This window comes from Clostridium sp. YIM B02500 (assembly GCF_022324665.1).
Taxonomy (GTDB): domain Bacteria; phylum Bacillota; class Clostridia; order Clostridiales; family Clostridiaceae; genus Clostridium; species Clostridium beijerinckii.
In genome coordinates, this window is sequence record NZ_JAKGTE010000018.1 from 1 (window position 1) to 22,430 (window position 22,430).

A 22,430-nucleotide genomic window follows, 5' to 3' on the forward strand; every position below is an offset into this window, starting at 1 on the left:
TTTATTCTACCTCCAACCTTATAAAATAAACATATTACTTTTTGAAGTTTACACGAAAGTCTTGACAGACTCATACATTTAAAACATTGCATATTGTATTAGTTTATTATCTTATACTATTTATATATCTTAAACTTCAATAAAATTTATAATTCCTTTATGTACCACACATCACAAGCATAATGTTCAGTTTCAACTAAAGGTTTTTCTAATCTAAGAAATCCATTCTTTTCGTAAAATCTCTTAGCCGCCTCCATATTATCAAAAGTTTCTAAATAACATTTTTTATAATGTTCTCTCGCAAATTCTAATGAAAGATCCAGCAATTTCTTTGCAATACCTGAGCCTCTTGCTTCTTTTAAAGAATACATTTTTTGTAATTCACATACATCTTCAGTTCCTAACAATGGCCCTATCCCACATCCTGCTACTATCTTCCCGTTTTCTTCAACTACCCAATATTTAGATTTTTCACCGCTATAGACTTGGTAAAAACATCCTAAGTTGGGATCAGACCAAGCACAGCCAGGTTTATTAGCCCCAAATTCTATCAAACAAGTTCTTATTAATGATTCTACTTGTTCATTATCTTTTTCCTGTATTTCTCTTATTATCATAAAGCTTTCCCCCACTACTAACGTACTAGTTTAATTTTTATATAATAGGATACAATAAAATTACTTATTTATCAATATTAATTAAGAATGTTCCATTTAATATAACAATTAAAATAAAAATGCTCCTGAAACTTTCATGTTATCTATAATATTTTCCATATCAAAAGAAAAACTGTTCTTCATCCCCTCTATATTACTCCCCTCTATAAAATTCTAATGCATTGAGTATTTTATCTGCTGCTTTATTATATTTTTTTATTCTTTCATAGTCCTTTTGGGAAGGATTTTCGATTCTTGATAGATTCATATTGTCTTTTAAATCAACTAGCTTTATCTCGCATGCTAACCTATTAGTAATTATTCTTTCTATAAACTCATCGTATGTTTCATTATGCCGTCTTGTTAAAGCATCCAGTGCAGATAATATTTCTTCTGAAAAGCCTTCATTTTTTAAATAATCTATTGTAATATCAGTATCTTCTATTACATCATGAAGCACTGCACATATCATTTCTTCTTGGCTTCTCTTTGAAATCATTAATCTTAGAGGATGAAGAATATATGGTTTACCGCCTTTATCCACCTGACCTTCATGAGCTTTTGCTGCTATACATATAGCTTTTTCCAACATATCTTCATCTCCTTTTACTAGTCAAATTATATTTTCAGTAAATTTAAAATATTCTTTGTGAACTTATAATCGAGTCAACTCTATGGATACTGTACCTTTTGGGGACATAACATTCAACTTCTTCGGTATAAACACCAAAGGCATCTTATGGACATTGTACCTTTTAAGGACATAACCTCTAAAAGCATCAGAAACAATATCTGAAATAGATTTTATTCTACATTAACCGTAAAAAAACTGCTATAAAATTAATATCCAAAGCAGTTTTTTATACTGTAATAATATATAGAAAGTTATATTCGCCTTTAAATTAGAATATCATTTCATAATATCTCTTTACACTTGCTTCTAATTCTAGTAAATCTAAATTTCTTCCTACTCTTATGCTTTCCTTGCCTTCTATATAAAGTAGAAATATTGGTACAGAAAATACATTATATTTTGCTGCTAAATCTAAATGCTTTTCTGCATTTACTTCTCCACTCTTAATTTCAGGAAATTTTTTTAAAATATCTTCAATCTTAGTTTTAATGACTTCACACGCCCCACAAGCTCCTCCTGTAAAATATATCGCGCTCATTCTTTTGTCTTTTATTAAATCTAATAGTTCCTTATCATTATTCAAATTGTCCAACTTAATTTACCTCACTATATTGCTCTTCTATCATCATATTTAATGTCATAACTTTATCCTCACCTAATATTTGATTTGCAGCATTATATAAATATTTATCTTCTGTCACTAATATAAGACTATCATCTGAATGACACGCATATAAAAGTAACAAATCATTCTGTGATAATTTATTTATACTATTTAAATATATATTACCACTTTTAGAATACTTTATATTTAATTTTGATGAAAATTCTTCGAGATTATTCTTATTTATTTCTATAATTGAAAATAGCAATTTACAGAATCTTTCTGATAGTACTTGTTGACCTTTGTATTCTTTCCTTTCCTTGACAACAAGCTCTTCACTCACTTCTTTTAAAATTATTATTTTCTCATCTTCTATGAGTTTATTAATAATCGAAGGATACTGTTTCCAGAGCCCTATTACAACATTAGTATCCAATAAATACTTGTTCATAATTATCCCTCCCGCAATTGCTATATTATTATCCTTAATCTATTTATATATTTATTATACTCCGTATTATTTTTTTATTAATTATTATAATCTTAGTTTTCTCATCTATCATAAATTCATTCTTTTAATTATATAAGTTTTTCTCTCAGACATATGAAGGGCTTTAGACATAATTTTTATTGTTTTATTTTTATTGTATTCTCCTCACCTACTTACATGTGACTCTTGCAAAATAGTAATTTTCAAGTGGCAAACCTATTAGTGATATAGCCCCCAATAATAAATAAAGTCGTGCATTTATATTGCTACATGCACGACTTTATTTATTAAATTTCAATCAGTATATATAATTTTTCACGTTATCCTTTGTTACTTTTTCAAATGGAACCCATATATGCTTACCGTCCTGCGCAAAATTTTCCATATTAGATAACTTACCATTTGATCCTAGTTGAATAGCTGCCTGAACAGCATTTTTACTTTGGTCTTTCGCAGACTGATAAACAGTAAATTGTAAACCTCCATCTACAATAGCCTTGCATCCATCTGATGTAGCATCAATTCCCACAATTGGAATTAATGAAGTATCGATTTATTTTCTTTAAATAAATCCATCACTCCAAGTGCCATTTCATCATTATTGGCAATTACACAGTCAAATTTTCTACCTGTAGACAGGAATATATTAAACAGCTCCTTAGCTTTTGCCCTGCTCCAATCTGCATTATCCTCAAAAACATAATCAGCATCTATTCCTTTTTCCTTGAAAGTTTCTTTTACTGCCTTCGTACGCTCTTTAGTAGCTGCATGGTTCTTCTCACCTTTTAATAAAACCACTTTAATATTATTTTTATTTTTAAAATAATCTGCAATATATTCAGCTTGATATTGCTCTTCCACCTTTTCATCTGAAGCTACTCTGCAATTTTTAATTAAATAACTTTTATGTATTTATACTTTCTCACATAATGTTTTAATTGCATACATTAATAAGAAGGCTAATCCGATTCCAAATGAAACTCCTGTAATTAGCCTTCTAATATTAGTTGATTTCTTAATTTTAAATAATTGTAGTAAACCATCACAAATCATAATTAAAATCAATACTCCACAGATCTTTAAACTAATCTTTGCTTTGACTACAAACAAAATCACTGCAATTATATACCCCAAATAAATTCCAGTACACCTTGCACACACTGGAAATTGAAATCCCCTAAAACTGAAACTCCTTTCATACATTTGATGACAACCACTAAGTGCACCAGCCTTCATAAGAAGTATCCAGAACTTTGTTTTCTTATCCGTTACATTATTTAAATCTTGCCCCACAATCTGCACACACCCTATACGTATTTGTCTTAGTTTTAGTTTTTCCCATGCCGAGCATTCCACATAGCAATCCAATAGGACCTAAACATATATATCCTAAGCAGCCTTTTCCTGCACCAAAGCCTTTCGTAGTTTCCGTAATATCACTTACTACTTTGACATTTAAACTCCCACATCTAGGACATCCAACATTTACATTATTCATTCTCTGTATCCCCCATAACAATAAAACTACCATAATTATACTACTGAGAAATATTACATTGCAATAATTCTCCAAATTCTAATTCATTTTACATATTCACGGTAAGGCATACGTAAAATTCTATTCTCATCAAATTTGTATTTTGTACCTTCGAGAGGATCTTTTCCCTTAACTAAGTTCATGCCTACAGAATATATTGCTTGAGCTTCTGCACTTGCATCTTGAATAACTGTCCCTGTCATAAATCCTTTATCTACTAATTCCATAGCTTCTGGAATAGCGTCAATTCCGACTACCAAAACATTTTTATTTTTATCACCTTTATTATACCCATATTTCTGAAGCGCTTTAACAGCGCCTATGGCCATAGCATCATTATTTGCGATAATTGCTTCAACATTATTGCCATATCTTAAAAATAATGAGTCAATGCTCGCTCTAGCACATTCTTCATCCCAATTACAACTTTGTGCTGCAAGTTCCTGGGTTTTTATTCCCGCATCGTTAATTGTTGAAATAGAATACTTCGTTCTATCAATAGTACCAGGATGATCTATTTTTCCCTGAAGCATAATATATTGAAGTATATTATCTTTATTTTTATCTATAGCTCCCTTATTGGCATTCCATGAATCAACAATTATCTTACCTTCTAGAACTCCAGATTGCTCTGTATCAGTTCCAAGAAAAACAATACTCTTGTAAGGGGTAATAAAATTTAATATATCTTTATTAGGTGTTCCATCTAAAATTAATGGTATATTATTTTTTTCAATTTTATTAATTACATCACTTATAGTATCTACCTTTGTATCAACCAGATTTATTACAAACAAATCAAAATGATCATTAATAGCTTCGTAAATACTTTCGTTTTGTATAACCTGATTTCCTTTTCCATCAAAAAAAGTGAACTCAACCTTGCCCTTATTTTCTTTCTGAATCTCCTCTAAGTTCTTTCTAACCTCAATGTTATATTGATCATCTTCTCTAGATTGAAACATAGCTACTTTTACTGGAATTATTGAAGCCCCATTTAAATTTATTGCTAAACTTTTAGAAATACTACCTACTAGCATAATTATTATTACAAATGAAATTGTAGTAAATATAACTATCTTTTTAAATACACTCATTTCAAGACCCTCCTATATTGGTTATAATCATAGATTGTCTTTTAATAAGAGTTTTATTCTGCATATAAGAGCAATTATATGCAAGTGAATATTATTTATTTTTTATTCTCCTAAAATACTAAACCAAGCTAATTAATGTGTTCAAAAAAATTCTTCATGGATTTTACTGAATTATAATTTCCTAAAGAATGAAAAATTTAATGACCACAATTTTGTGGTCATTAAATTTCAGCTTTATGATAATTCAAAAGCTCCAGTATATAATTGATAATACTTACCTTTTTCCTTTATTAGATCATCGTGATTTCCTCTTTCAATAATTCTACCTTGGTCTAATACCATAATTACATCAGAGTTTTTAATTGTTGAAAGTCTATGAGCAATTACAAAAACTGTTCTTCCTTTCATAAGCTTATCCATTCCTTCTTGAACAATTCTTTCTGTTCTCGTATCGATGCTTGAAGTTGCTTCATCCAAAATCAAAACTGGTGGATCAGCTATTGCTGCTCTAGCAATTGTTAGTAGCTGCCTTTGACCTTGTGAAAGACTTCCTCCATCTCCTGTAAGAACTGTATCATAACCATTTGGAAGATGTCTTATAAATGTATCTGCATTTGCAAGTTTTGCTGCTGCAACTACTTCTTCATCTGTAGCATCTAATTTACCATATCTAATATTATCTGCTACCGTTCCAGTGAAAAGATGTGCATCTTGAAGCACTATTCCAAGAGATCTTCTTAAGTCATCCTTTTTAATCTTATTTATATTAATGCCATCATATCTTATCTTTCCATCTTGAATATCATAGAAGCGGTTTATTAAATTAGTAATAGTGGTTTTACCTGCTCCTGTAGCACCTACAAAGGCTATTTTTTGTCCTTGTTTAGCATAGAGCTTTATATTATGCAATATTATCTTTTCATCATTATATCCAAAGTCCACATCATCAAATACTACTTCACCGAGAAGCTTTGTATACGTAATAGTTCCATCTTCATGAGGATGTTTCCATGCCCAAATTCCAGTACGCTCTTTGCACTCCTCTAATTCCCCATTTTCATTTTCCTTAGCATTTACCAAAGTAACATAACCTTCATCTGTTTCTTTCTTTTCATCAAGAAGCTTGAATATACGTTCTGCCCCCGCAAGTGCCATAATAACAAAATTGAATTGTTGAGCCATTTGATTAATTGTTTGACTAAAGTTTCTTGTTAATTGCAAAAATGCTGCAAGTCCACCAAGTGTAAATCCACCAAATGCACCAATAGCTAGAACTGATCCAAGGATAGCGACAGCTACATAATTTATATATCCAATGTTACCCATAATAGGCATTAAGACATTAGCATATTTATTTGCATTATTTGCACTATTAAAGAGCATGTCATTTAATCTATCAAAGTTAGCTTTTGCTTCTTCTTCATGGCAAAAGACTTTTACAACCTTTTGTCCCTCCATCATCTCTTCTATATATCCATTTACTGCACCTATATCTTTTTGTTGCAGACCAAAATATTTTCCACTCTTTGCACCAATAATTTTAGTAACTCTAAACATCAATAATATAATTATAATTTCAACGCCTGTTAAAGGAATACTTAAATATATCATTGAAGCAAATATACTGACAACAGTTATGATAGCTGATAATAATTGTGGTATTCCTTGGCTTATCATTTGCCTTAAAGCATCTGTATCATTTGTATATAAACTCATTAAATCCCCATGAGCATGTGTATCGAAGAACTTTATTGGTAAATTCTCCATATGAGCAAACATATCATCTCTTATTCTTTTTAGTGATCCTTGAGAGATTACAATCATTATACGACTATATATATAAGTTGATATAACCCCAACATAATAAATTACTGCCATGGTAATTATCATTTTAAGAAGCGAGCCAAAATCTGATTCTGGTTTATTTAAGAGTGGTGTTATATAATCATCAATTAAGTTTCTTAAAAATAACGTTCCAATAACATTGGCAAGGGAACTTATAATAATAGTTACTAGTACCATGAAAAATAAAAACTTATATTCCTTAAGTATATACACTAATAATCTTTTTAGTATCTTCAAGGAATTTTTATCGGCTTTTACAGGAGCACGTCCGCCACGTCCCATCATTCTAGGAGTTCTATTGCTACCACTATCTTTACTCATTGTCGCTCGCCCCTTTCATTTGAGATTCGTAAACTTCACTATATATTTCATTTGATTTTAGTAATTCTTCATGAGTTCCAAATCCATCTATTTTCCCATCATTTAATACAACAATTTTATCTGCATCTTGAACTGAAGAAATACGCTGAGCAATAATTATCTTTGTAGTATTTGGTATTGTTTCCTTAAATGCTTTCCTTATTAAAGCATCAGTTTTAGTGTCTACAGCACTTGTTGAATCATCTAAAATTAATATTTTAGGCTTTTTAAGTAGTGCCCTTGCAATACATAATCTTTGCTTTTGTCCTCCAGATACATTTGTTCCGCCTTGTTCTATAAAAGTGTCATACTTATTGGGAAGACTTTCTACAAATTCATCTGCCTGTGCTTGCTTACATGCATCTATTAACTCTTCATCAGAGGCATCTTTATTTCCCCATCTTAAATTCTCTTTTATTGTTCCAGAAAATAAAACATTCTTTTGTAATACCATAGAAACCTCATCTCTAAGTGTTTCTATATCATATTTTCGAACATCAACTCCTCCGACCTCAACACTACCATTTGTAGCATCATACAATCTTGGAATAAGCTGAACAAGAGTAGTTTTTGAACTTCCTGTTCCTCCTATAATTCCAATAGTCTCACCAGAATTAATTTTCAAATTGATATTTTCTAAAACAAGGTTGTCCTTATTTTTGTTATAGGAAAAGCCAACATTATTAAAAGTTATAGATCCATCTTTTACTTCATAAACTGGATTTTCATCATTTGCCAAATCACTTTTTTCATTTAAAACTTCTGTAATTCTTTCAGCTGATGATTTAGACATAATTACCATTACAAATACCATCGAAAGGAACATTAAACTCATTAATATATTAAGAGTATAAGTAAATAAACTCATCAATTCTCCAGTTGACATAGTATTTGAAACAATCATTTTTGCACCAAGCCAAGATAAAAGCAAAATACATGTATAAACTGTAAATTGCATTGCTGGAGCATTAACTATGATTAGTTTTTCAGCTCTTATAAAATATTTGTATAAAGTTTTAGAAGCTTTATAAAACTTGCTTGTTTCATGATCTTCTCTTACATAAGCCTTCACTGCTCTAATTCCAGTTAAATTTTCTTGTACACTGGCATTCAAATCATCATACTTTTTAAAAACTTCAACAAAATATGGGTGCACTGTAGTCATAATGAAATATAATATAACTCCAAGAAAAACTATAGCACCTATAAATATCATAGATAATTTTGCATTAATATAAAAACACATTGTTGTAGCGGATATAAGCATAAATGGAGCCCTTACAGCCATTCTTATTATCATTTGGAATGCATTTTGAACATTTGTTACATCTGTAGTCAATCTTGTTACAAGTCCAGCTGTAGAATATTTATCTATATTTGAGAAAGAAAAGTTTTGTATATTATAATACATTCCCTTTCTCAAGTTCCTAGCAAATCCTGATGAAGCTTTAGATGCATGTACACCACCCAAGACTCCAAAAGTAAGAGATAAAAATGATGTTATTATCATTGCTCCACCAACAATACTTACATATTTCACATCACCTTTTCCTACTCCATTGTCAATAATCCATGCCATTAAAAGTGGAATAATTGTTTCCATAACTACTTCTAATGCTACATATAGAGGAGTTAGAATACTATCTCTTTTAAATTCTGCTACAAAACCTGCTAATTTTTTTATCATAATTTTCCTCCTTCTTTGTTAGGTTTCTAACTAATAGCTCAAAAAAAATTGCATAGCACATGAAAATAAATAACAAGTCCAAAGTTGCCATGGATATTTTTCATCAGGCAAGGAGGCAAATTGCCCTCATAGCTGGCCTATTAGTTGAATTTGCCAATGAGCAGAGAACCAAAATCTATGATTTTGTGTGACTCGCTTACTCAGTGAGCGTATGCGAGTCGAGCTTCCTTTATGGTGGAAAATAGGCTGGCAAATGTACTTGTTATTTTTTGAATGTGCTTTAATCTGCAATTTTCTTAGCTAATCTATCAATTAAAGAAACTAATATATTGAATTCATCCTCATTTAACTCATCTCTTAATGATTTTTCAACTCTAAGGATAAACTCATATACATTTCTTTGAATCCCCATTCCTTTTTCTGTCAATACTATTTTTTTCAGACGTGCATCTTCTGATACACTTATTCTCTTAATATGCCCATTCTTCTCCATCAATTGAAGTACGCTTGTCACTGAGGAACGTCTAATATCAAGTTCCTCTTCTATATCTTTCTGAAAAATGTCTTTTTTATCTGATTTATGATATATGAAGCCAAGAATCCTAGCTTGAACTCCAGTCACACCATATTGTGAAGCTTCCTTATCTATTCTTCTATGCAATCTCCTAGATAACATACTCAATTTTTTCCCAATGTGTACCTCTTTATCCATACTTATACTCCCATCAGTTTGTTAGATTTCTAACATATATTATTTTAGTTTCACTTTTTAAATTTGTCAAGGTAATATAGTTTTATTTTAAAAATAATATTTTTCAACTCTTAGAACTAGTTTCTTTGTATTTATTGTCAATTCTTTATATAGTATTTTCTATTTTCATTTGATGAATCAAAATCTCCAATAACAACTTGAAGCCTTTCATTACTGTATTTATACTCTTGCTTAAGATCTATTATTTTTTTGAATATAGAAACTCAATTTCAACATATGTATATTAAATTTACTATCTCTGTAACATACCTAAACCGTAATCATAAAATGAATGAGACAGGCTTTACTGCCATAGCAAAAATACAAGGAGATTCTCAATGTATAACGATGATTTTTTTTACTGCCCGTATTGTATGCAGAAAAACACTTGTCCATTTTTTGATGAACAAATGAAAAATTTCAGCGATAATGATGAAATATCAAGATTTGATAGATACGAAGATTCTTATGAATTTCAAGATTCAAACTTATTGACTAAAGAAATTCACTCAGACTCTTATAGAGCTTCTGACCAAGAAGTTAATAGAATATTAAGATTAATGCGTAATCAAATGCCTCAGCTTTTCTCACTACTCCAAGGAGTTGGCGATAACTATTTTAGAACCGCTATTGCTTTCACTTTAGATAATGCTCAAACATATCCGGGAAATATAAATCAAAGTGTAAATAGAATTTTTAATGACTTTAGAAGAAGAAATAATTCAATTTTTCTTTCTCTTCGTTCTCTAGGTGTTCCTAACAACGTTATTAATCTCACTTTTAGATCTATAATTGAATTTACTCTTAGAAACATTAAACCTTCACCAGCTCCTGGTCCAAATCCTACTCCATCGCCTAGTAGTGGTTGGAGTAAATGGGAAGATCTTGGCGGAGTTTTAAAATATTCTCCTGGAGTTTCTTCTTGGTCTGCAAACAGGCTTGATGTATTTGTAACTGGATCCGATAATGCTCTCTACCACAAATGGTGGGACGGCTCTCGCTGGAGTGATTTCGAAAACCTTGGTGGTCTTCTAACTTCTTCTCCTGCAGCTGTTTCTTGGGGAAATAATAGGATCGATGTATTTGGTAAAGGTTCAAATAACGCAATGTACCATAAGTGGTGGGATGGCTCTCGTTGGAGTGATTTTGAAAATCTTGGTGGAGTCTTAACATCTGCACCTGCTGCTTCTTCCTGGGCCGCAAATAGAATAGATACATTTGTCCGTGGAACAGATAATGCTCTTTATCACAAATGGTGGGACGGCTCTCGCTGGAGCGACTTTGAAAACCTTGGTGGCGTTCTAACTTCTGGCCCTGCAGCTGTTTCTTGGGGAAATAATAGAATTGATGTATTTGTTCGTGGACAAGGTAATCGTCTATATCATAAATGGTGGGATGGTTCTCGTTGGAATGACTTTGAAGATCTTGGTGGAAATTTAGCATCTGCCCCTGCTGTATCTTCTCGAGCTTCTAATAGGCTAGAGGTATTTGCACGAAATCAAAGTAACCAATTAATCACGAAAACATGGAACGGTTCGCGCTGGAGCGATTGGCAAACAATCGGTGGTTCCTTCACTTTAGATCCTGCAGCTGTTTCTTGGAGCTCTAATAGAACCGATGTATTTGCAAAAAGTTCAAAAGATTCTCTATTGCATATTTGGAAAGATTAGTTCGTATAAAATAATAAAAAATGCTTAGTCTTTATATACTAAGCATTTTTTATTTTCTATGAATTACCAATAAAGGTAATAATCCGATTTCAATTAACCGGTTTTATTAAATAGCAACTCCCAAGAATACATTTAACTTCTTTTTTTATTGCTGCTACAGCTACCCCTACTTCTTCTGAATTCGAGTAATCATTGAGCTCACCATAAATTCCTGCAATTGAAAGAGAAGTAAGTGGAAATATACCATTTTTTCCATATCTGTCTGTCGCCGTGATATATCTATTACTTCTATCTTTTTCATTAAAAAAATTCAAAATCCCATCATTAAACTTCTTTATAATTTTTTCACACACTTCTTCACATTCTTCAATTGGATTTTCTAAAATACTTACAAAATCATCTCCTCCTATATGTCCAATGAATCCATTATAAGGGAAAAGTGATTTTATTTCAGATTGTATTAATTGAGATGTATATTTAAGAATCCTATCTCCATTTTCAAATCCGTACGTATCATTATAAACTTTAAAATTATCTAGATCTAGATAAAGAATACAACATTTGCGTTTTGTTTTAATTATATTCATTATATTATTTTGTATAGCGGTATTACCTGGTAGCTCAGTAAGGGGATTAAGTTGTCTCGCGTAGTTACATTCTAGCATTGTAGTATAATTTAACAAAGATCTTATTGTAACCATTCCACAGTATTTATTATTGTTAGTTACGATAATATAATCATATATATTTTGTGTTTTCCTAGACATTGCTAGCCTTGAAACTTCTGTTACTGGTGTGTTGTAATCTACAACTAAAGGATTTGTATCCATAACTAAAGAAACAGGACGTTTTGTAAAAATTGCAACACCATATTTTGTAGCAAGCGCTGAGTCTAACGTATGTTTCATAATAAGACCTAATGGTACATCATTATTTACTATACAGGCTCCAGTAATATCGTTAGAATCAAAATATTCTTTAATATCACCACAATAAGTTTTAGGCCCAAATGGACTATCATGTCTAACAATTTCGCCTATACAGCTTGACTGATAGTTATAATACACATTATCCTTGAATTTATTACACCTTACAATTAAATCTCTAATCTGATTAGGTATATCTAGAAAAGTTCCTGCTGGACGACTTAGTAAGAAACCTTGTCCTGCATAGACGCCTAAGTTTACTAATGTTCTCAATTCTTCTTCTGTTTCTATTCCCTCAGCAATAAGCTTCATATTTGTTGCTTCCGATAGCTTAACAAAGCATTCTACTAATGATTGTTTAAACGAATCTTCATTTATATTTCTAATTAGATCCATGTCAATTTTTACATAATGTGGCTTTGTTTCATTAAGCATCTTAAGCCCAGAATATCCTGAACCAGTATCATCAATCGCAATTTTATATCCTTGATCTACATAATTGCTAAGAGCCTGTTTAAATCCTTTGTAATCTTCTATACACGTCTTTTCCGTAATCTCAAATATTATACAATCAGGTGACATGTTATGTTCTGCAAGAAATTCTTTAGTAAAACCCTTCTTAAATTTTTCATCTTTAAAAATATGGGGATCTACATTTATAAAAAGATATTTATTTTTTTCAATATTTGTAGCTCTTTTAATAGCTTTTATTCTACATAATTGTTCTAACTCCCATGTTTTATTATAAACCTGAGCAGCGTTAAATAACTTATCTGGATTTTGCAATGGTGAGTCTATCGGCCCTCTGCTTAACGCCTCATACCCTATGATTTCCCCATCTAAAAGTGAAACAATGGGTTGATAAACTGTAGTTATATTTTTACTATTTAATATATTTTCCAACTCCTCTGCCTCATTATATTTTAAATTATCAACTAATGAATTTAACATATTATAATCTCCCCATATTTCTGCTTATTAGCTATTATAGTAGCTCTTGTAAATATAGTTGAAATATAACATAATCTTATTAAAAGTATTTATAATTTTTGTTAAGTTAATGTAAAAACGTTTATCTAGTCAAAACCAAATTTATTACATAAATTGGAATTAACATATTTTGCTTCCATAAACTATGATATAATTATTGTAAAGACAATTCTAAGGAGGCATCTTCATGACAAAGGTTAATAAATTACCTACGACAAAACTGTGGAATCCGAAATCATTTATTATATTTTCCGTATTTTTCTCATTTCTACCAGCTGGGATCATGTCTGCTTTGAATTATGGACGATCTGGAAGTCAAAAAAAGAAGTGGATATTTCTTTTAACGAGTATCTTAGTGTTTATAGCACTTATTGCACTGCTGCCTATATTATCAATTAATACTTCTATCATATTTTTCAGTATTAATATAGCTTTAGGAATAATTCTTATGTTCACACAGTTAAAGCTGTATAATGAACATATTCAAAATGGAGGGCAAAGTGCTTCGTATTTATTTCCTATAATCATAGGGCTTTTGATTTTTTCTTTGTCTGCTGCTTCAATTCTATACTCAATTTACGTACCAAAAAATGCTCTTGATTATGGCGAAAATCACTTATTTTATACTAATAAGATAACAGAGTCCCAAGCGAAAAAACTTGGAGATTATTTAAATTCAGAAGGATACTTCACTCCTAGTTCAAAAGTGGACGTTAAGATTGATAAACAAGATACACTCTATATTTTATCTCTCGTTGTAGAAGGTGACTATAAAAGTGATACAAGCTATGTAGAACCTATGAAAGCAATATCAAAAGAGATTTCTAAAAATGTTTTTGAAAACAATAAGGTTAGAATAGATTTATGCAATGATAGATTCAGAGTTCTTAATTCCATCAGTGTAGACTAAGCTTTTCAGTAATCTATCTTTAAATTTTATTATGTTTTTATTCTAAATTTCAGCAATAAGAAGACTAGCGTTTATTTGCTAGTCTTCTTTCATATTTATATAATTAAATGAGATTATTGTATGATATTTCATTTCTTCTTGAATATACAAAGTAAATCTCCTCTTTCTCTTAAGAATTTATACATTTCAAAACATAGGCTGGTGGTAAGTTAAAGATAACTCTTTCTATATTTATCTTTTTAAAATATCCAGTAATAAATTCTTTTTTCAAAAGAGTATATTGAAATGTTATAAATAATCCATTTCTTTTTAATATATTTCTAGTTTGTCTTAAAATTTTATTTGAAACATCTTTAGGAAGACTAGCAAAAGGCAGCCCCGATACAACATAATCTACTCTGCTAAGATTATATTTTGCTAAATGTTTGTCTACATTTTCAGCAGAATCATTTATTATTATAATATCATCTTCTCCTTTATATTTCTCTTCTAATTGTCTGCAAAATTCTTCATTATATTCAAATAACATTAATAATGTCTCTCTCTTTTTTCTTTTTACAAGCTTGTCCGTAAAAACCCCAGTCCCTGGCCCGTACTCAATTATAACCTCAGAATTTTTAAAATCTATGTCTCCTACCATTTTCTCTGCAAGTTTCTCTGAACTAGGTGCTACAGCCCCTATAGTTCTAGGTGATTTAAAATATTCAATTAAAAATTTTACTAGCTTCATATTGAAAGCCTCCTTGAATTCTTCTCTTTTAGTTAAATCATAGAATTAGTATAAATCTTAAATATTAAAATCTATTTAGTAAAATCTTAAGAATCTTTAAATTTTGTTTTAAATATAAAGAAAGAAGGTATACACTTTAACCCTCTTTTAGACTTTATTTTATATATAATGTGCTTTAACATTGATTTTTGTTCTTTTTAATTAAAATTATTTCTTACTGTATTAATCATCTTCTCCTTATTTTCCTCTAGTTGAACTAATCTATTTACATTAGCCCCAGATGGATGTGGAAAGCCTCTTAATATTTGCTTTTCGTTTATAATTTTATTTTCACATAGCTTGTATAATACTTCCTCTACTGACCTGCCTAATGGTACTATAAGAATTTTATCTAAATTATTTAATGCTTTTAATTCATAAATAAAATTTTCATAAATATATTTCATCAAAAATTCATTCTTAATAAGTTTTGGAGTGTGACCTGAATAGTTTTTTCCTTTTACAAAGACTGCATAAGGTATTAATGAAAATGTGTGCAATAAATGATCTTTTTCTTCAAACAATTGGCTGCAATTATCTATTTTTAGACTCTTATTAAGCTCTATTTTATCTAACATATCAATTAAGTTTTTTCTAAGACTACCGCTAAACCTTCCTGCTTTCTTACATTTATACTGAATTTCTTTAATATTATCAGAGTTCTCTAACTCTCTTCTTGCAGTAGCAATGGCCGTACTCATTTGCTGAAATCCTGGAGTTATGCCAACAATAAATACCCTTGCGTCTAAATTTATGTATTCATTATGAGGCGAATAATATATTTCAAGATCTTCTTTCTTATCAATTAAAAAATCTTTTATCAATAGTTCATTCTTATTGTATTTCTCTTTTACTGGCAATTTTTTAATTTTATCTCTATAATCATATAATGTTTTTTTCATAATCAGCCTCTAACTTCTACATTTATTTTACTACTTTATATTATCTGCAAATTAAAAAATATTATTAATATATCCTTCACTAATAATTATAAATTTAATGGAAATTTTTTTAATAGAATATAAAAAAGATAGAAGCTTCATAATAAAGCTACTATCTTTATATTCTTCTTAACTATTAGCTAATTTTGCAATCCTCTCATTTGAGCTTTTTGTAAATACTCCACCATGATAACAGATGACTGTTTCTATATCATATTTTGTGAGCTTCTTAAGAGATTCCATTGCTTGCTTCATATCAAATGTATATTCTGGATTAGGACCAATTAATTCATTATTTACAACATTCATTGCGTCTCCAGTTACCAATGCCTTATACTTTCTTAGATAGAGACAAATATGTCCCGGAGTATGTCCTGGGGTATAAATCACCTCTATTCCTCCACAATAAGAAAGTTCCTCTTCATCTTTAACAATCCTATTAACTTTTGTTTTAAGTTGCTTTATGGTTTCTTTCATAGAATCTGGCATTGAACTCAAACGCTCAGGAGTAATTTTTATACCGATTTTATCTCCCTCAATATAAGGTCTTTCTCCACTATGTGCTAACACTTCTATTTCACTTTTAGAATTTTTAACAATACTTGATAAGCTGCCCATATGATCTAAATCGTGATGAGTAATAATTATTTTATTAATTCTGTCAAATGATACACCTGCTTTTTCCACTTCTTCGCGAATATTTTCTATTTGTCCAGGTAATCCTGCATCTATTAAAATAACATTTTTATCATCCCAAATTAGTGTAGCATTCATTCTTCTTTCTTCGTTCCCTAATTCAAGTATATCTAATCCTTCTGCAATTTTCATTTTTCTTCCTCCTAATTAAAATTTACTCCTCAATTAATTTTCCCATTTGACTAATAACCATTTTGTAATACTCACCTTTTTCATTCATAAGACTTTTGTGGTTTCCACTTTCTAATATTTTTCCACCACCAATTACCATAATGCGATCTGCATCTCTAATAGTCGATAATCTGTGTGCTATTAAAAAGCTAGTACGGTTTTTCATTAATCTTAATAATGCATGTTGAATATCTTTTTCGGTCTTTGTATCTACACTGCTAGTTGCTTCGTCCAAAATTAAAATCGGGCTATCACACAGAACTGCTCTAGCAATAGACATTAATTGGCGCTGCCCTTGACTTAAGTTATCTGTAGCTCCAGAAACCAATGTTTGATAACCTTTAGGAAGTTTATCAATAAATTCATGAGCATGAGCTATTTTAGCAGCATTTACAACCTGTTCATCTGTTGCATCTTTTTTAGAATAACGAATATTATCCATAATCGTTCCAGTGAAAAGACAAGTATCTTGAAGCACAACAGAGAAGCATTTCCTAAGACTATTTCTTTTTATATTCGTAATAGGCTCATCATCAATGAATATATTTCCACTGTCTGCATCATAAAATCGAGTAAGAAGATTCACAATAGTAGTTTTTCCTGCTCCAGTCTCTCCTACTAGCGCAACTGTTTCTCCTGCTTTAACTTTAAAACTCACATTCTTTAATATAGGTATAGACTTATCATATGAAAAATATACATTTTCAAAGGTTACATCACCATTTGGTTGCTTTATCTCAATTGCATCTTTAAAATCTTCACTTTCTTCTTCATTATCTAAAATCTCAAAAACACGTTCTGCCCCAGCAAGTGCTGATTGAATTGTATTAAACATACCTGCTACAGAATTTAATGGCTGTGAAAATTGTTTTGAATAGCTTAAAAAACTAACTACAGTTCCAACAGCTACCCCATACCCTACGGATAGCATACCACCAACAATTGCAACAACTGCAAAAATAAAGTTATTAATAACATTCATAAGAGGCATCATATACCCAGACCATATTTGCGCTTTATTACTGCTTTCATATAGATTTTCGTTTATCTCTTCAAATTGCTTTAGGACATCCTCCTGTTTATTAAAAGCCTTTACCATCTTTAGTCCTAATATATTTTCCTCAATTACGCCATTAAGTGAGCCTAAATTTCTTTGCTGAGCTAGGAAATATTTTCGGCTATGCGTTGCAATTACACGTGTTAAAAGTATAACTAGAGGTATACATAATAAAACAACTAGTGTAAGGGGAACATTTAACACTATCATAACCATAAAAGATCCAACTAAAGTTAAAATACTTGATATTAACTGTGTAGTTGTTTGTGCAATTGTAGAGCTAATATTGTCTACATCATTTGTGATTCTACTCATTGTATCTCCATGGGAACGTGTATCATAAAATTTCAAAGGAAGCCTCTGCATCTTTTCAAAAAACTCTGCACGTATTACAAAAACAAGTTTTTGTGAAACTTTAAGCATAATAACACCATTTATCCATGAAATAAGACAATTAACTCCATACAAAACTGCAATTATAGTTAAAAATAATATAAGAGTCGATTTATCTACAGTTCTTGTTGCTATTCTAAATGTATCAAAAGTCTTTCCTACAAAATAAGGAATCCCAACAGAAATTGCTGATGAAAAAGCTGTAAAAATCATAGCTAGAAAGATCGTCTTAGCAAAACGCATGTATATTTTAATAATACGCACTAATGTGCCTCTAGCATTTTTAGCTTTTTGTGTAGGTGCAAAGCGATTTCCGCCTCCACCCACACGTCTCCCACTAATAGAAGGTACTTTTACTTCAGTTTTAGAAAATTGTTGTGTCATAATATCCTATACCTCCTTGCTGCTCTCTATTTGCGTTTTATAAATATCTCTATATACTTCACAGCTTTGCATTAATTCATCATGAGTTCCATATCCAACCTTAGATCCATTATCCATAACCAAAATTCTGTCTGCAAACATCGCTGTTCCACAACGTTGAGTGATTGTAATCACAGTTTGATTACTTGTTTTTGAACCTAAGTTTTCTCTAACCTTTGCTTCTGTTACTGAATCTAATGCACTTGTTGCATCATCTAATATAATTACAGACGAATCCCTAAGTATTCCACGAGCTATAGAAATACGTTGCTTTTGACCACCCGAAAGATTAACTCCAGCGCTCCCTAACATACTTTCATATCCATCTTTCATATTATTTATAAAACCTGCTTGTGCCTTTTCAGAAGCCTCATGAACCATCACATTACTTGCTTCCCTTTTACCCCATCTAATATTTTCAGCAACAGAACCAGAAAAAAGCATTGGTTTTTGCGGCACTATAGCGATACTATTTCGTACAGAATCAACATTTAATTCTTTAACATCGTAGCCGTCAATTAAAATTTTTCCCTTGTTCACATCGTAAAATCGCAAAAGAAGCCATGCAATAGTAGATTTTCCGCTGCCTGTTGGACCAATTATAGCTAAACTTTGTCCACTTCTAATAGAAAATGATAGATTATTTAAAGCAGGTATGCCACTACCATTTGGATATGCAAATGTAACATCTCTAAATTCAATATTACCATTTAATTCTTTCATTTCGCCATCATGAGAAAAATCTCCATCACAATCAACTATTTCTTTAATACGAGCAGTAGACGCCTTGGTTCTTACAAATGTATTGAATATATTTGTTATCATGATTAATGAGGTAAGAATTTGTGCCATATAAATTATAAACGCTGATATATCTCCTGGATTTGCAAGATTTGCTGAAAAGAGACTGCTACCTGCTGAAATTACAATTATTGTTCCAATTCCAACAGTAAGAGTTATAAGTGGTGACACAAATGTAATAACACTTTGAGATGATATTCCTTTTTCCATTAAGTTTGTATTTTCATTTTCAAACTTACTACTTTCCTTATTATATGTTCCAAAGGCCTTGACTAAGCGTACACCTATAAGATATTCCTGAACAACTGAATTTACTTTATCCATAGCCTTTTGTAATTCATAAAAACGTGGATAACTTAGCTTCATACTAATAACAATAAGTATCGACACAATCGCAACAACACCATATATAATAAGGCTCAACCTAAAATTAAGCAGTGTTGCAAGCACAATACTACCTATGCATGTAATCGGAGCCTTTAAAAAAATTCTCATAATTCCATTAACGAACAATATAACCTGTGCCGTATCATTTGTCATACGTGTAATTAGAGATCCACTTTCAATCTTATCTGTGCTTAATTCTGAAAAATAAACAATCTTTTCAAATAAGTCATACCTAAGATCTGCTCCCATTCTTTGAGATACCTTACTTGCTAAAATATTTCTTGTAACTGCGAAAGCAGCTCCAATTGCAGTTACTATAAGCATAAGCATTCCCCAGTAATAAACTTTAGAAAGTGATCCTTGCTCAATTCCCGTATTAATTATGTTAGACATAAGTGTTGGACCAAGCAAATCACAAATTGCTTCAGATGCAACACAAAAAACAGCTATCCCAAATGGAATTTTATACTTATTAAAATATTTACTGTATAAGTTCATATCCTTTATTCCTTTCCTTTGTTTAAATGCTAATTCCCATACCATATTATACATCATTTTTGCATGCAGAATACAATAAATATTTCCAGCTGCTTGTATGCGTTACCTAACAGCTATAATATTTCCTATCAATTATTACTTAAAGTGACTCTCAAATATCAATTCATATTTTTAATTCTTATTATTTCTTTCAGTTATAATCTCTTTCAGTTCATCTCTAGAAATCTTCTCATCATAGTAGTCTAGTTTCATATTTACAAGTTCTAGAAGATCATTATATTTTTTGATTTCTTCCTTAAGTATTTCTTTTTGTTCAAGCATAATATTTCTTCTTTCATCCACTGTATCCTTTCCCTTTGTAGTCAAACTAACATAATTTTTTATATACGCAATTGACATTCCTGTAGCCCTCATGCAGTTAACAAGCTGAATAGATCCCAGATCAACATCTGTGTATATTCTTCTGCCATTATTATCGCGTTGAACAAAAGGCAATAACCCCTCACGCTCATAATATCTTAATGTATACGGTGTTATATTAAATTTTTCAGAGACTTCTTTCATTGAATATTTCATAAGTCACACTCCCAAATATCTCAAAAATTATCTAAATCTATAAGTTCTATTAGCAAAATTCATACACCATAAGATCATTTTATCTAGATAAAATAATCTCTATGCTTAATGAAATATATTACTGAACTCTACTTATAAGACGATAAAATCATCTTTCATTTTTTTATTTATCATTTTCTCTTATTTCAGTTTCATCATATTAGTTATTATAAAAGTTAATATATCTAAAAATCAATACATTAGAAAATAACTAAAAAAATATAAGAAAATTTCCTATTGACTTACACTGCACTCTAACAAATATACTCATCTTATACTACAAGATTGGTGAAAAGAATGTTATTCTTTCATTTCTATTATCTTGTAAATCAAATTATTTTTAAGGAGAAATATATATGAAAAATACTACTCAAACACCAATAAATTCAAAATATAATTTTTTTACAACTGCAAAAGATATTATAGATGGTATAAACTTGAAAGGTAAAATTGCAATTGTTACTGGCGGATATTCTGGAATTGGGATAGAAACAGCAAAAGTTTTAGCTGAAGCTGGTGCAACAGTAATAATTCCTGCTAGAGATATAGAAAAAGCAAAAGGAGCTATGGATAATATTCCAAATATAGAAATTGAACATTTAGACCTTATGGATCCAATGTCTATTGATAGTTTCGCACAAAAGTTTATAAATTCTCAAAGATCTCTTCATATTTTAATAAATAGCGCTGGAATAATGGCACCTCCACTAACAAGGGACAAAAGAGGTTATGAATCTCAATTTGCGACAAATCATCTAGGTCATTTCCAGTTAACAGCACGACTTTGGCCTGCTCTAAAAAATGCTAAAGGTGCTAGAGTTATTTCAGTTTCATCAAGAGCGCAGCGTCTTGGCGGAGTCAATTTTGATGATCCAAACTTTCAAAAAACAGAATATGATAGTTGGAAGGCTTATGCTCAATCAAAATCTGCTAATTCATTATTCGCCGTTGAATTAGACAGACTAGGAAAAACCCATGGTGTTAGGGCTTTCTCAGTTCACCCAGGTTTAATTCCAACTACAAATCTTGGAAGATTCTCTGTTAATGGAAAAACTACTGTACAAGAACTAAAAACTAACACTAGAAAAGATGACACTAATACAAAATCAAATGAATTTAAAACCATTGAACAAGGTGCAGCAACCTCTGTATGGTGTGCTACAAATAGTATTTTAGATGGAATGGGTGGAGTTTACTGTGAAGACTGCAATATCGCTGAGGCTGTTCCTTATGACAGTTTGAAAGATAATGGTGTTCGCCCTTGGGCTATAGATAAAAATCTAGCAAAAAAACTGTGGATACTTAGTGAGGAGCTTACAAATGTTAAATTCATAATTTAAGTTTTCTTAATATAATTTTTAGCATTTAATCAAGTATAATTAATTAGTTTTATCTTCATTAAATATTTACAAAACTAAATCTTCCACGTATTAATAAGTTTACTTTTTTCAATAATAACTATATAACTTATCTTTAAGTTATTTAAATTTTTATTTAGAGTATTTTAATATATTATAAATAA

Annotated in this window: 22 protein-coding genes; 3 read left to right on the top strand and 19 right to left on the bottom strand. The window is 30.5% G+C overall.

Annotation, left to right across the window (positions count from 1 at the left end; all coding sequences use genetic code 11):
• Positions 1-146: 146 nt before the first annotated feature.
• The 12 genes from L1S46_RS15245 to L1S46_RS15300 form a co-directional block, all read right to left on the bottom strand.
• Positions 147-617 carry a GNAT family N-acetyltransferase gene (locus L1S46_RS15245; RefSeq protein WP_238859395.1) on the bottom strand — a complete coding sequence of 157 codons (471 nt, stop codon included), beginning with the start codon at positions 615-617 and terminating at the stop codon, positions 147-149.
• A 193-nt stretch (positions 618-810) separates the two neighbouring features.
• The gene (locus L1S46_RS15250) at positions 811-1,248 is read right to left on the bottom strand and encodes a GTP pyrophosphokinase (protein ID WP_238859393.1); all 438 of its coding nucleotides are present in this window, start codon (positions 1,246-1,248) and stop codon (positions 811-813) included.
• Between the two features lie 310 nt (positions 1,249-1,558).
• Positions 1,559-1,882 carry a thioredoxin family protein gene (locus L1S46_RS15255; RefSeq protein ID WP_173710087.1) on the bottom strand — a complete coding sequence of 108 codons (324 nt, stop codon included), beginning with the start codon at positions 1,880-1,882 and terminating at the stop codon, positions 1,559-1,561.
• A gap of 1 nt (position 1,883) precedes the next feature.
• A complete protein-coding gene (locus L1S46_RS15260) occupies positions 1,884-2,345 on the bottom strand; it encodes a PIN domain-containing protein (RefSeq protein ID WP_236897265.1) in 462 nt (153 codons plus the stop codon).
• Between the two features lie 337 nt (positions 2,346-2,682).
• Positions 2,683-2,913 carry a hypothetical protein gene (locus L1S46_RS15265; RefSeq protein ID WP_238900356.1) on the bottom strand — a complete coding sequence of 77 codons (231 nt, stop codon included), beginning with the start codon at positions 2,911-2,913 and terminating at the stop codon, positions 2,683-2,685.
• 8 nt (positions 2,914-2,921) lie between these two features.
• On the bottom strand, positions 2,922-3,245 hold the full coding sequence (locus L1S46_RS15270) for a substrate-binding domain-containing protein (protein WP_238900357.1): 324 nt from the start codon (positions 3,243-3,245) through the stop codon (positions 2,922-2,924).
• Between the two features lie 51 nt (positions 3,246-3,296).
• Positions 3,297-3,677, bottom strand: coding sequence for a DUF2085 domain-containing protein (locus L1S46_RS15275; protein WP_343073062.1), 381 nt, complete (start codon positions 3,675-3,677; stop codon positions 3,297-3,299).
• Positions 3,658-3,882: a hypothetical protein gene (locus L1S46_RS15280; protein ID WP_065416141.1), complete on the bottom strand. Its 225-nt coding sequence runs from the start codon at positions 3,880-3,882 to the stop codon at positions 3,658-3,660. Before L1S46_RS15280 ends, L1S46_RS15275 begins: the two co-directional genes overlap by 20 nt.
• Before the next feature lie 83 nt (positions 3,883-3,965).
• Complete coding sequence (locus L1S46_RS15285; protein WP_238900358.1) at positions 3,966-5,018, bottom strand: galactose ABC transporter substrate-binding protein; 1,053 nt, start codon at positions 5,016-5,018, stop codon at positions 3,966-3,968.
• 234 nt (positions 5,019-5,252) lie between these two features.
• A complete protein-coding gene (locus L1S46_RS15290; RefSeq protein ID WP_343217263.1) occupies positions 5,253-7,184 on the bottom strand; it encodes an ABC transporter ATP-binding protein in 1,932 nt (643 codons plus the stop codon).
• Complete coding sequence (locus L1S46_RS15295; protein ID WP_077829147.1) at positions 7,177-8,910, bottom strand: ABC transporter ATP-binding protein; 1,734 nt, start codon at positions 8,908-8,910, stop codon at positions 7,177-7,179. The genes L1S46_RS15290 and L1S46_RS15295 overlap by 8 nt, the downstream gene beginning before the upstream one ends.
• A gap of 280 nt (positions 8,911-9,190) precedes the next feature.
• On the bottom strand, positions 9,191-9,622 hold the full coding sequence (locus L1S46_RS15300; RefSeq protein WP_023976476.1) for a MarR family winged helix-turn-helix transcriptional regulator: 432 nt from the start codon (positions 9,620-9,622) through the stop codon (positions 9,191-9,193).
• A gap of 377 nt (positions 9,623-9,999) precedes the next feature.
• Between L1S46_RS15300 and L1S46_RS15305 the strand changes: the two genes are divergently transcribed.
• Entirely contained in the window at positions 10,000-11,331 is a 1,332-nt protein-coding gene (locus tag L1S46_RS15305; RefSeq protein ID WP_236897251.1) for a DUF346 domain-containing protein, read from the top strand.
• Positions 11,332-11,420: 89 nt separating this feature from the next.
• On the opposite strand, the gene L1S46_RS15310 is transcribed toward L1S46_RS15305, so the two are convergent.
• On the bottom strand, positions 11,421-13,208 hold the full coding sequence (locus L1S46_RS15310; protein WP_023976478.1) for a GGDEF domain-containing protein: 1,788 nt from the start codon (positions 13,206-13,208) through the stop codon (positions 11,421-11,423).
• Positions 13,209-13,434: 226 nt separating this feature from the next.
• On the opposite strand from L1S46_RS15310, the gene L1S46_RS15315 reads away from it, so the two are divergent.
• On the top strand, positions 13,435-14,157 hold the full coding sequence (locus L1S46_RS15315; protein WP_238859379.1) for a hypothetical protein: 723 nt from the start codon (positions 13,435-13,437) through the stop codon (positions 14,155-14,157).
• Between the two features lie 169 nt (positions 14,158-14,326).
• On the opposite strand, the gene L1S46_RS15320 is transcribed toward L1S46_RS15315, so the two are convergent.
• The 6 genes from L1S46_RS15320 to L1S46_RS15345 all read right to left on the bottom strand — a co-directional run bounded on the left by L1S46_RS15320 (position 14,327) and on the right by L1S46_RS15345 (position 20,869).
• Positions 14,327-14,887 (bottom strand): rRNA adenine N-6-methyltransferase family protein, encoded by a 561-nt coding sequence (locus L1S46_RS15320; protein WP_238859377.1) that lies wholly within the window; start codon positions 14,885-14,887, stop codon positions 14,327-14,329.
• Between the two features lie 197 nt (positions 14,888-15,084).
• The gene (locus L1S46_RS15325; protein WP_238900359.1) at positions 15,085-15,828 is read right to left on the bottom strand and encodes a hypothetical protein; all 744 of its coding nucleotides are present in this window, start codon (positions 15,826-15,828) and stop codon (positions 15,085-15,087) included.
• 168 nt (positions 15,829-15,996) lie between these two features.
• Positions 15,997-16,695 (bottom strand): MBL fold metallo-hydrolase, encoded by a 699-nt coding sequence (locus tag L1S46_RS15330; protein ID WP_238900360.1) that lies wholly within the window; start codon positions 16,693-16,695, stop codon positions 15,997-15,999.
• Between the two features lie 22 nt (positions 16,696-16,717).
• Complete coding sequence (locus tag L1S46_RS15335; protein WP_023976483.1) at positions 16,718-18,568, bottom strand: ABC transporter ATP-binding protein; 1,851 nt, start codon at positions 18,566-18,568, stop codon at positions 16,718-16,720.
• 6 nt (positions 18,569-18,574) lie between these two features.
• Positions 18,575-20,293 carry an ABC transporter ATP-binding protein gene (locus tag L1S46_RS15340; protein WP_238900404.1) on the bottom strand — a complete coding sequence of 573 codons (1,719 nt, stop codon included), beginning with the start codon at positions 20,291-20,293 and terminating at the stop codon, positions 18,575-18,577.
• Positions 20,294-20,464: 171 nt separating this feature from the next.
• Entirely contained in the window at positions 20,465-20,869 is a 405-nt protein-coding gene (locus L1S46_RS15345) for a MerR family transcriptional regulator (RefSeq protein ID WP_012059488.1), read from the bottom strand.
• 395 nt (positions 20,870-21,264) lie between these two features.
• Between L1S46_RS15345 and L1S46_RS15350 the strand changes: the two genes are divergently transcribed.
• Positions 21,265-22,248, top strand: a complete 984-nt coding sequence (locus L1S46_RS15350; protein WP_238900361.1) for an SDR family NAD(P)-dependent oxidoreductase — start codon at positions 21,265-21,267, stop codon at positions 22,246-22,248.
• Positions 22,249-22,430 lie beyond the last annotated feature (182 nt).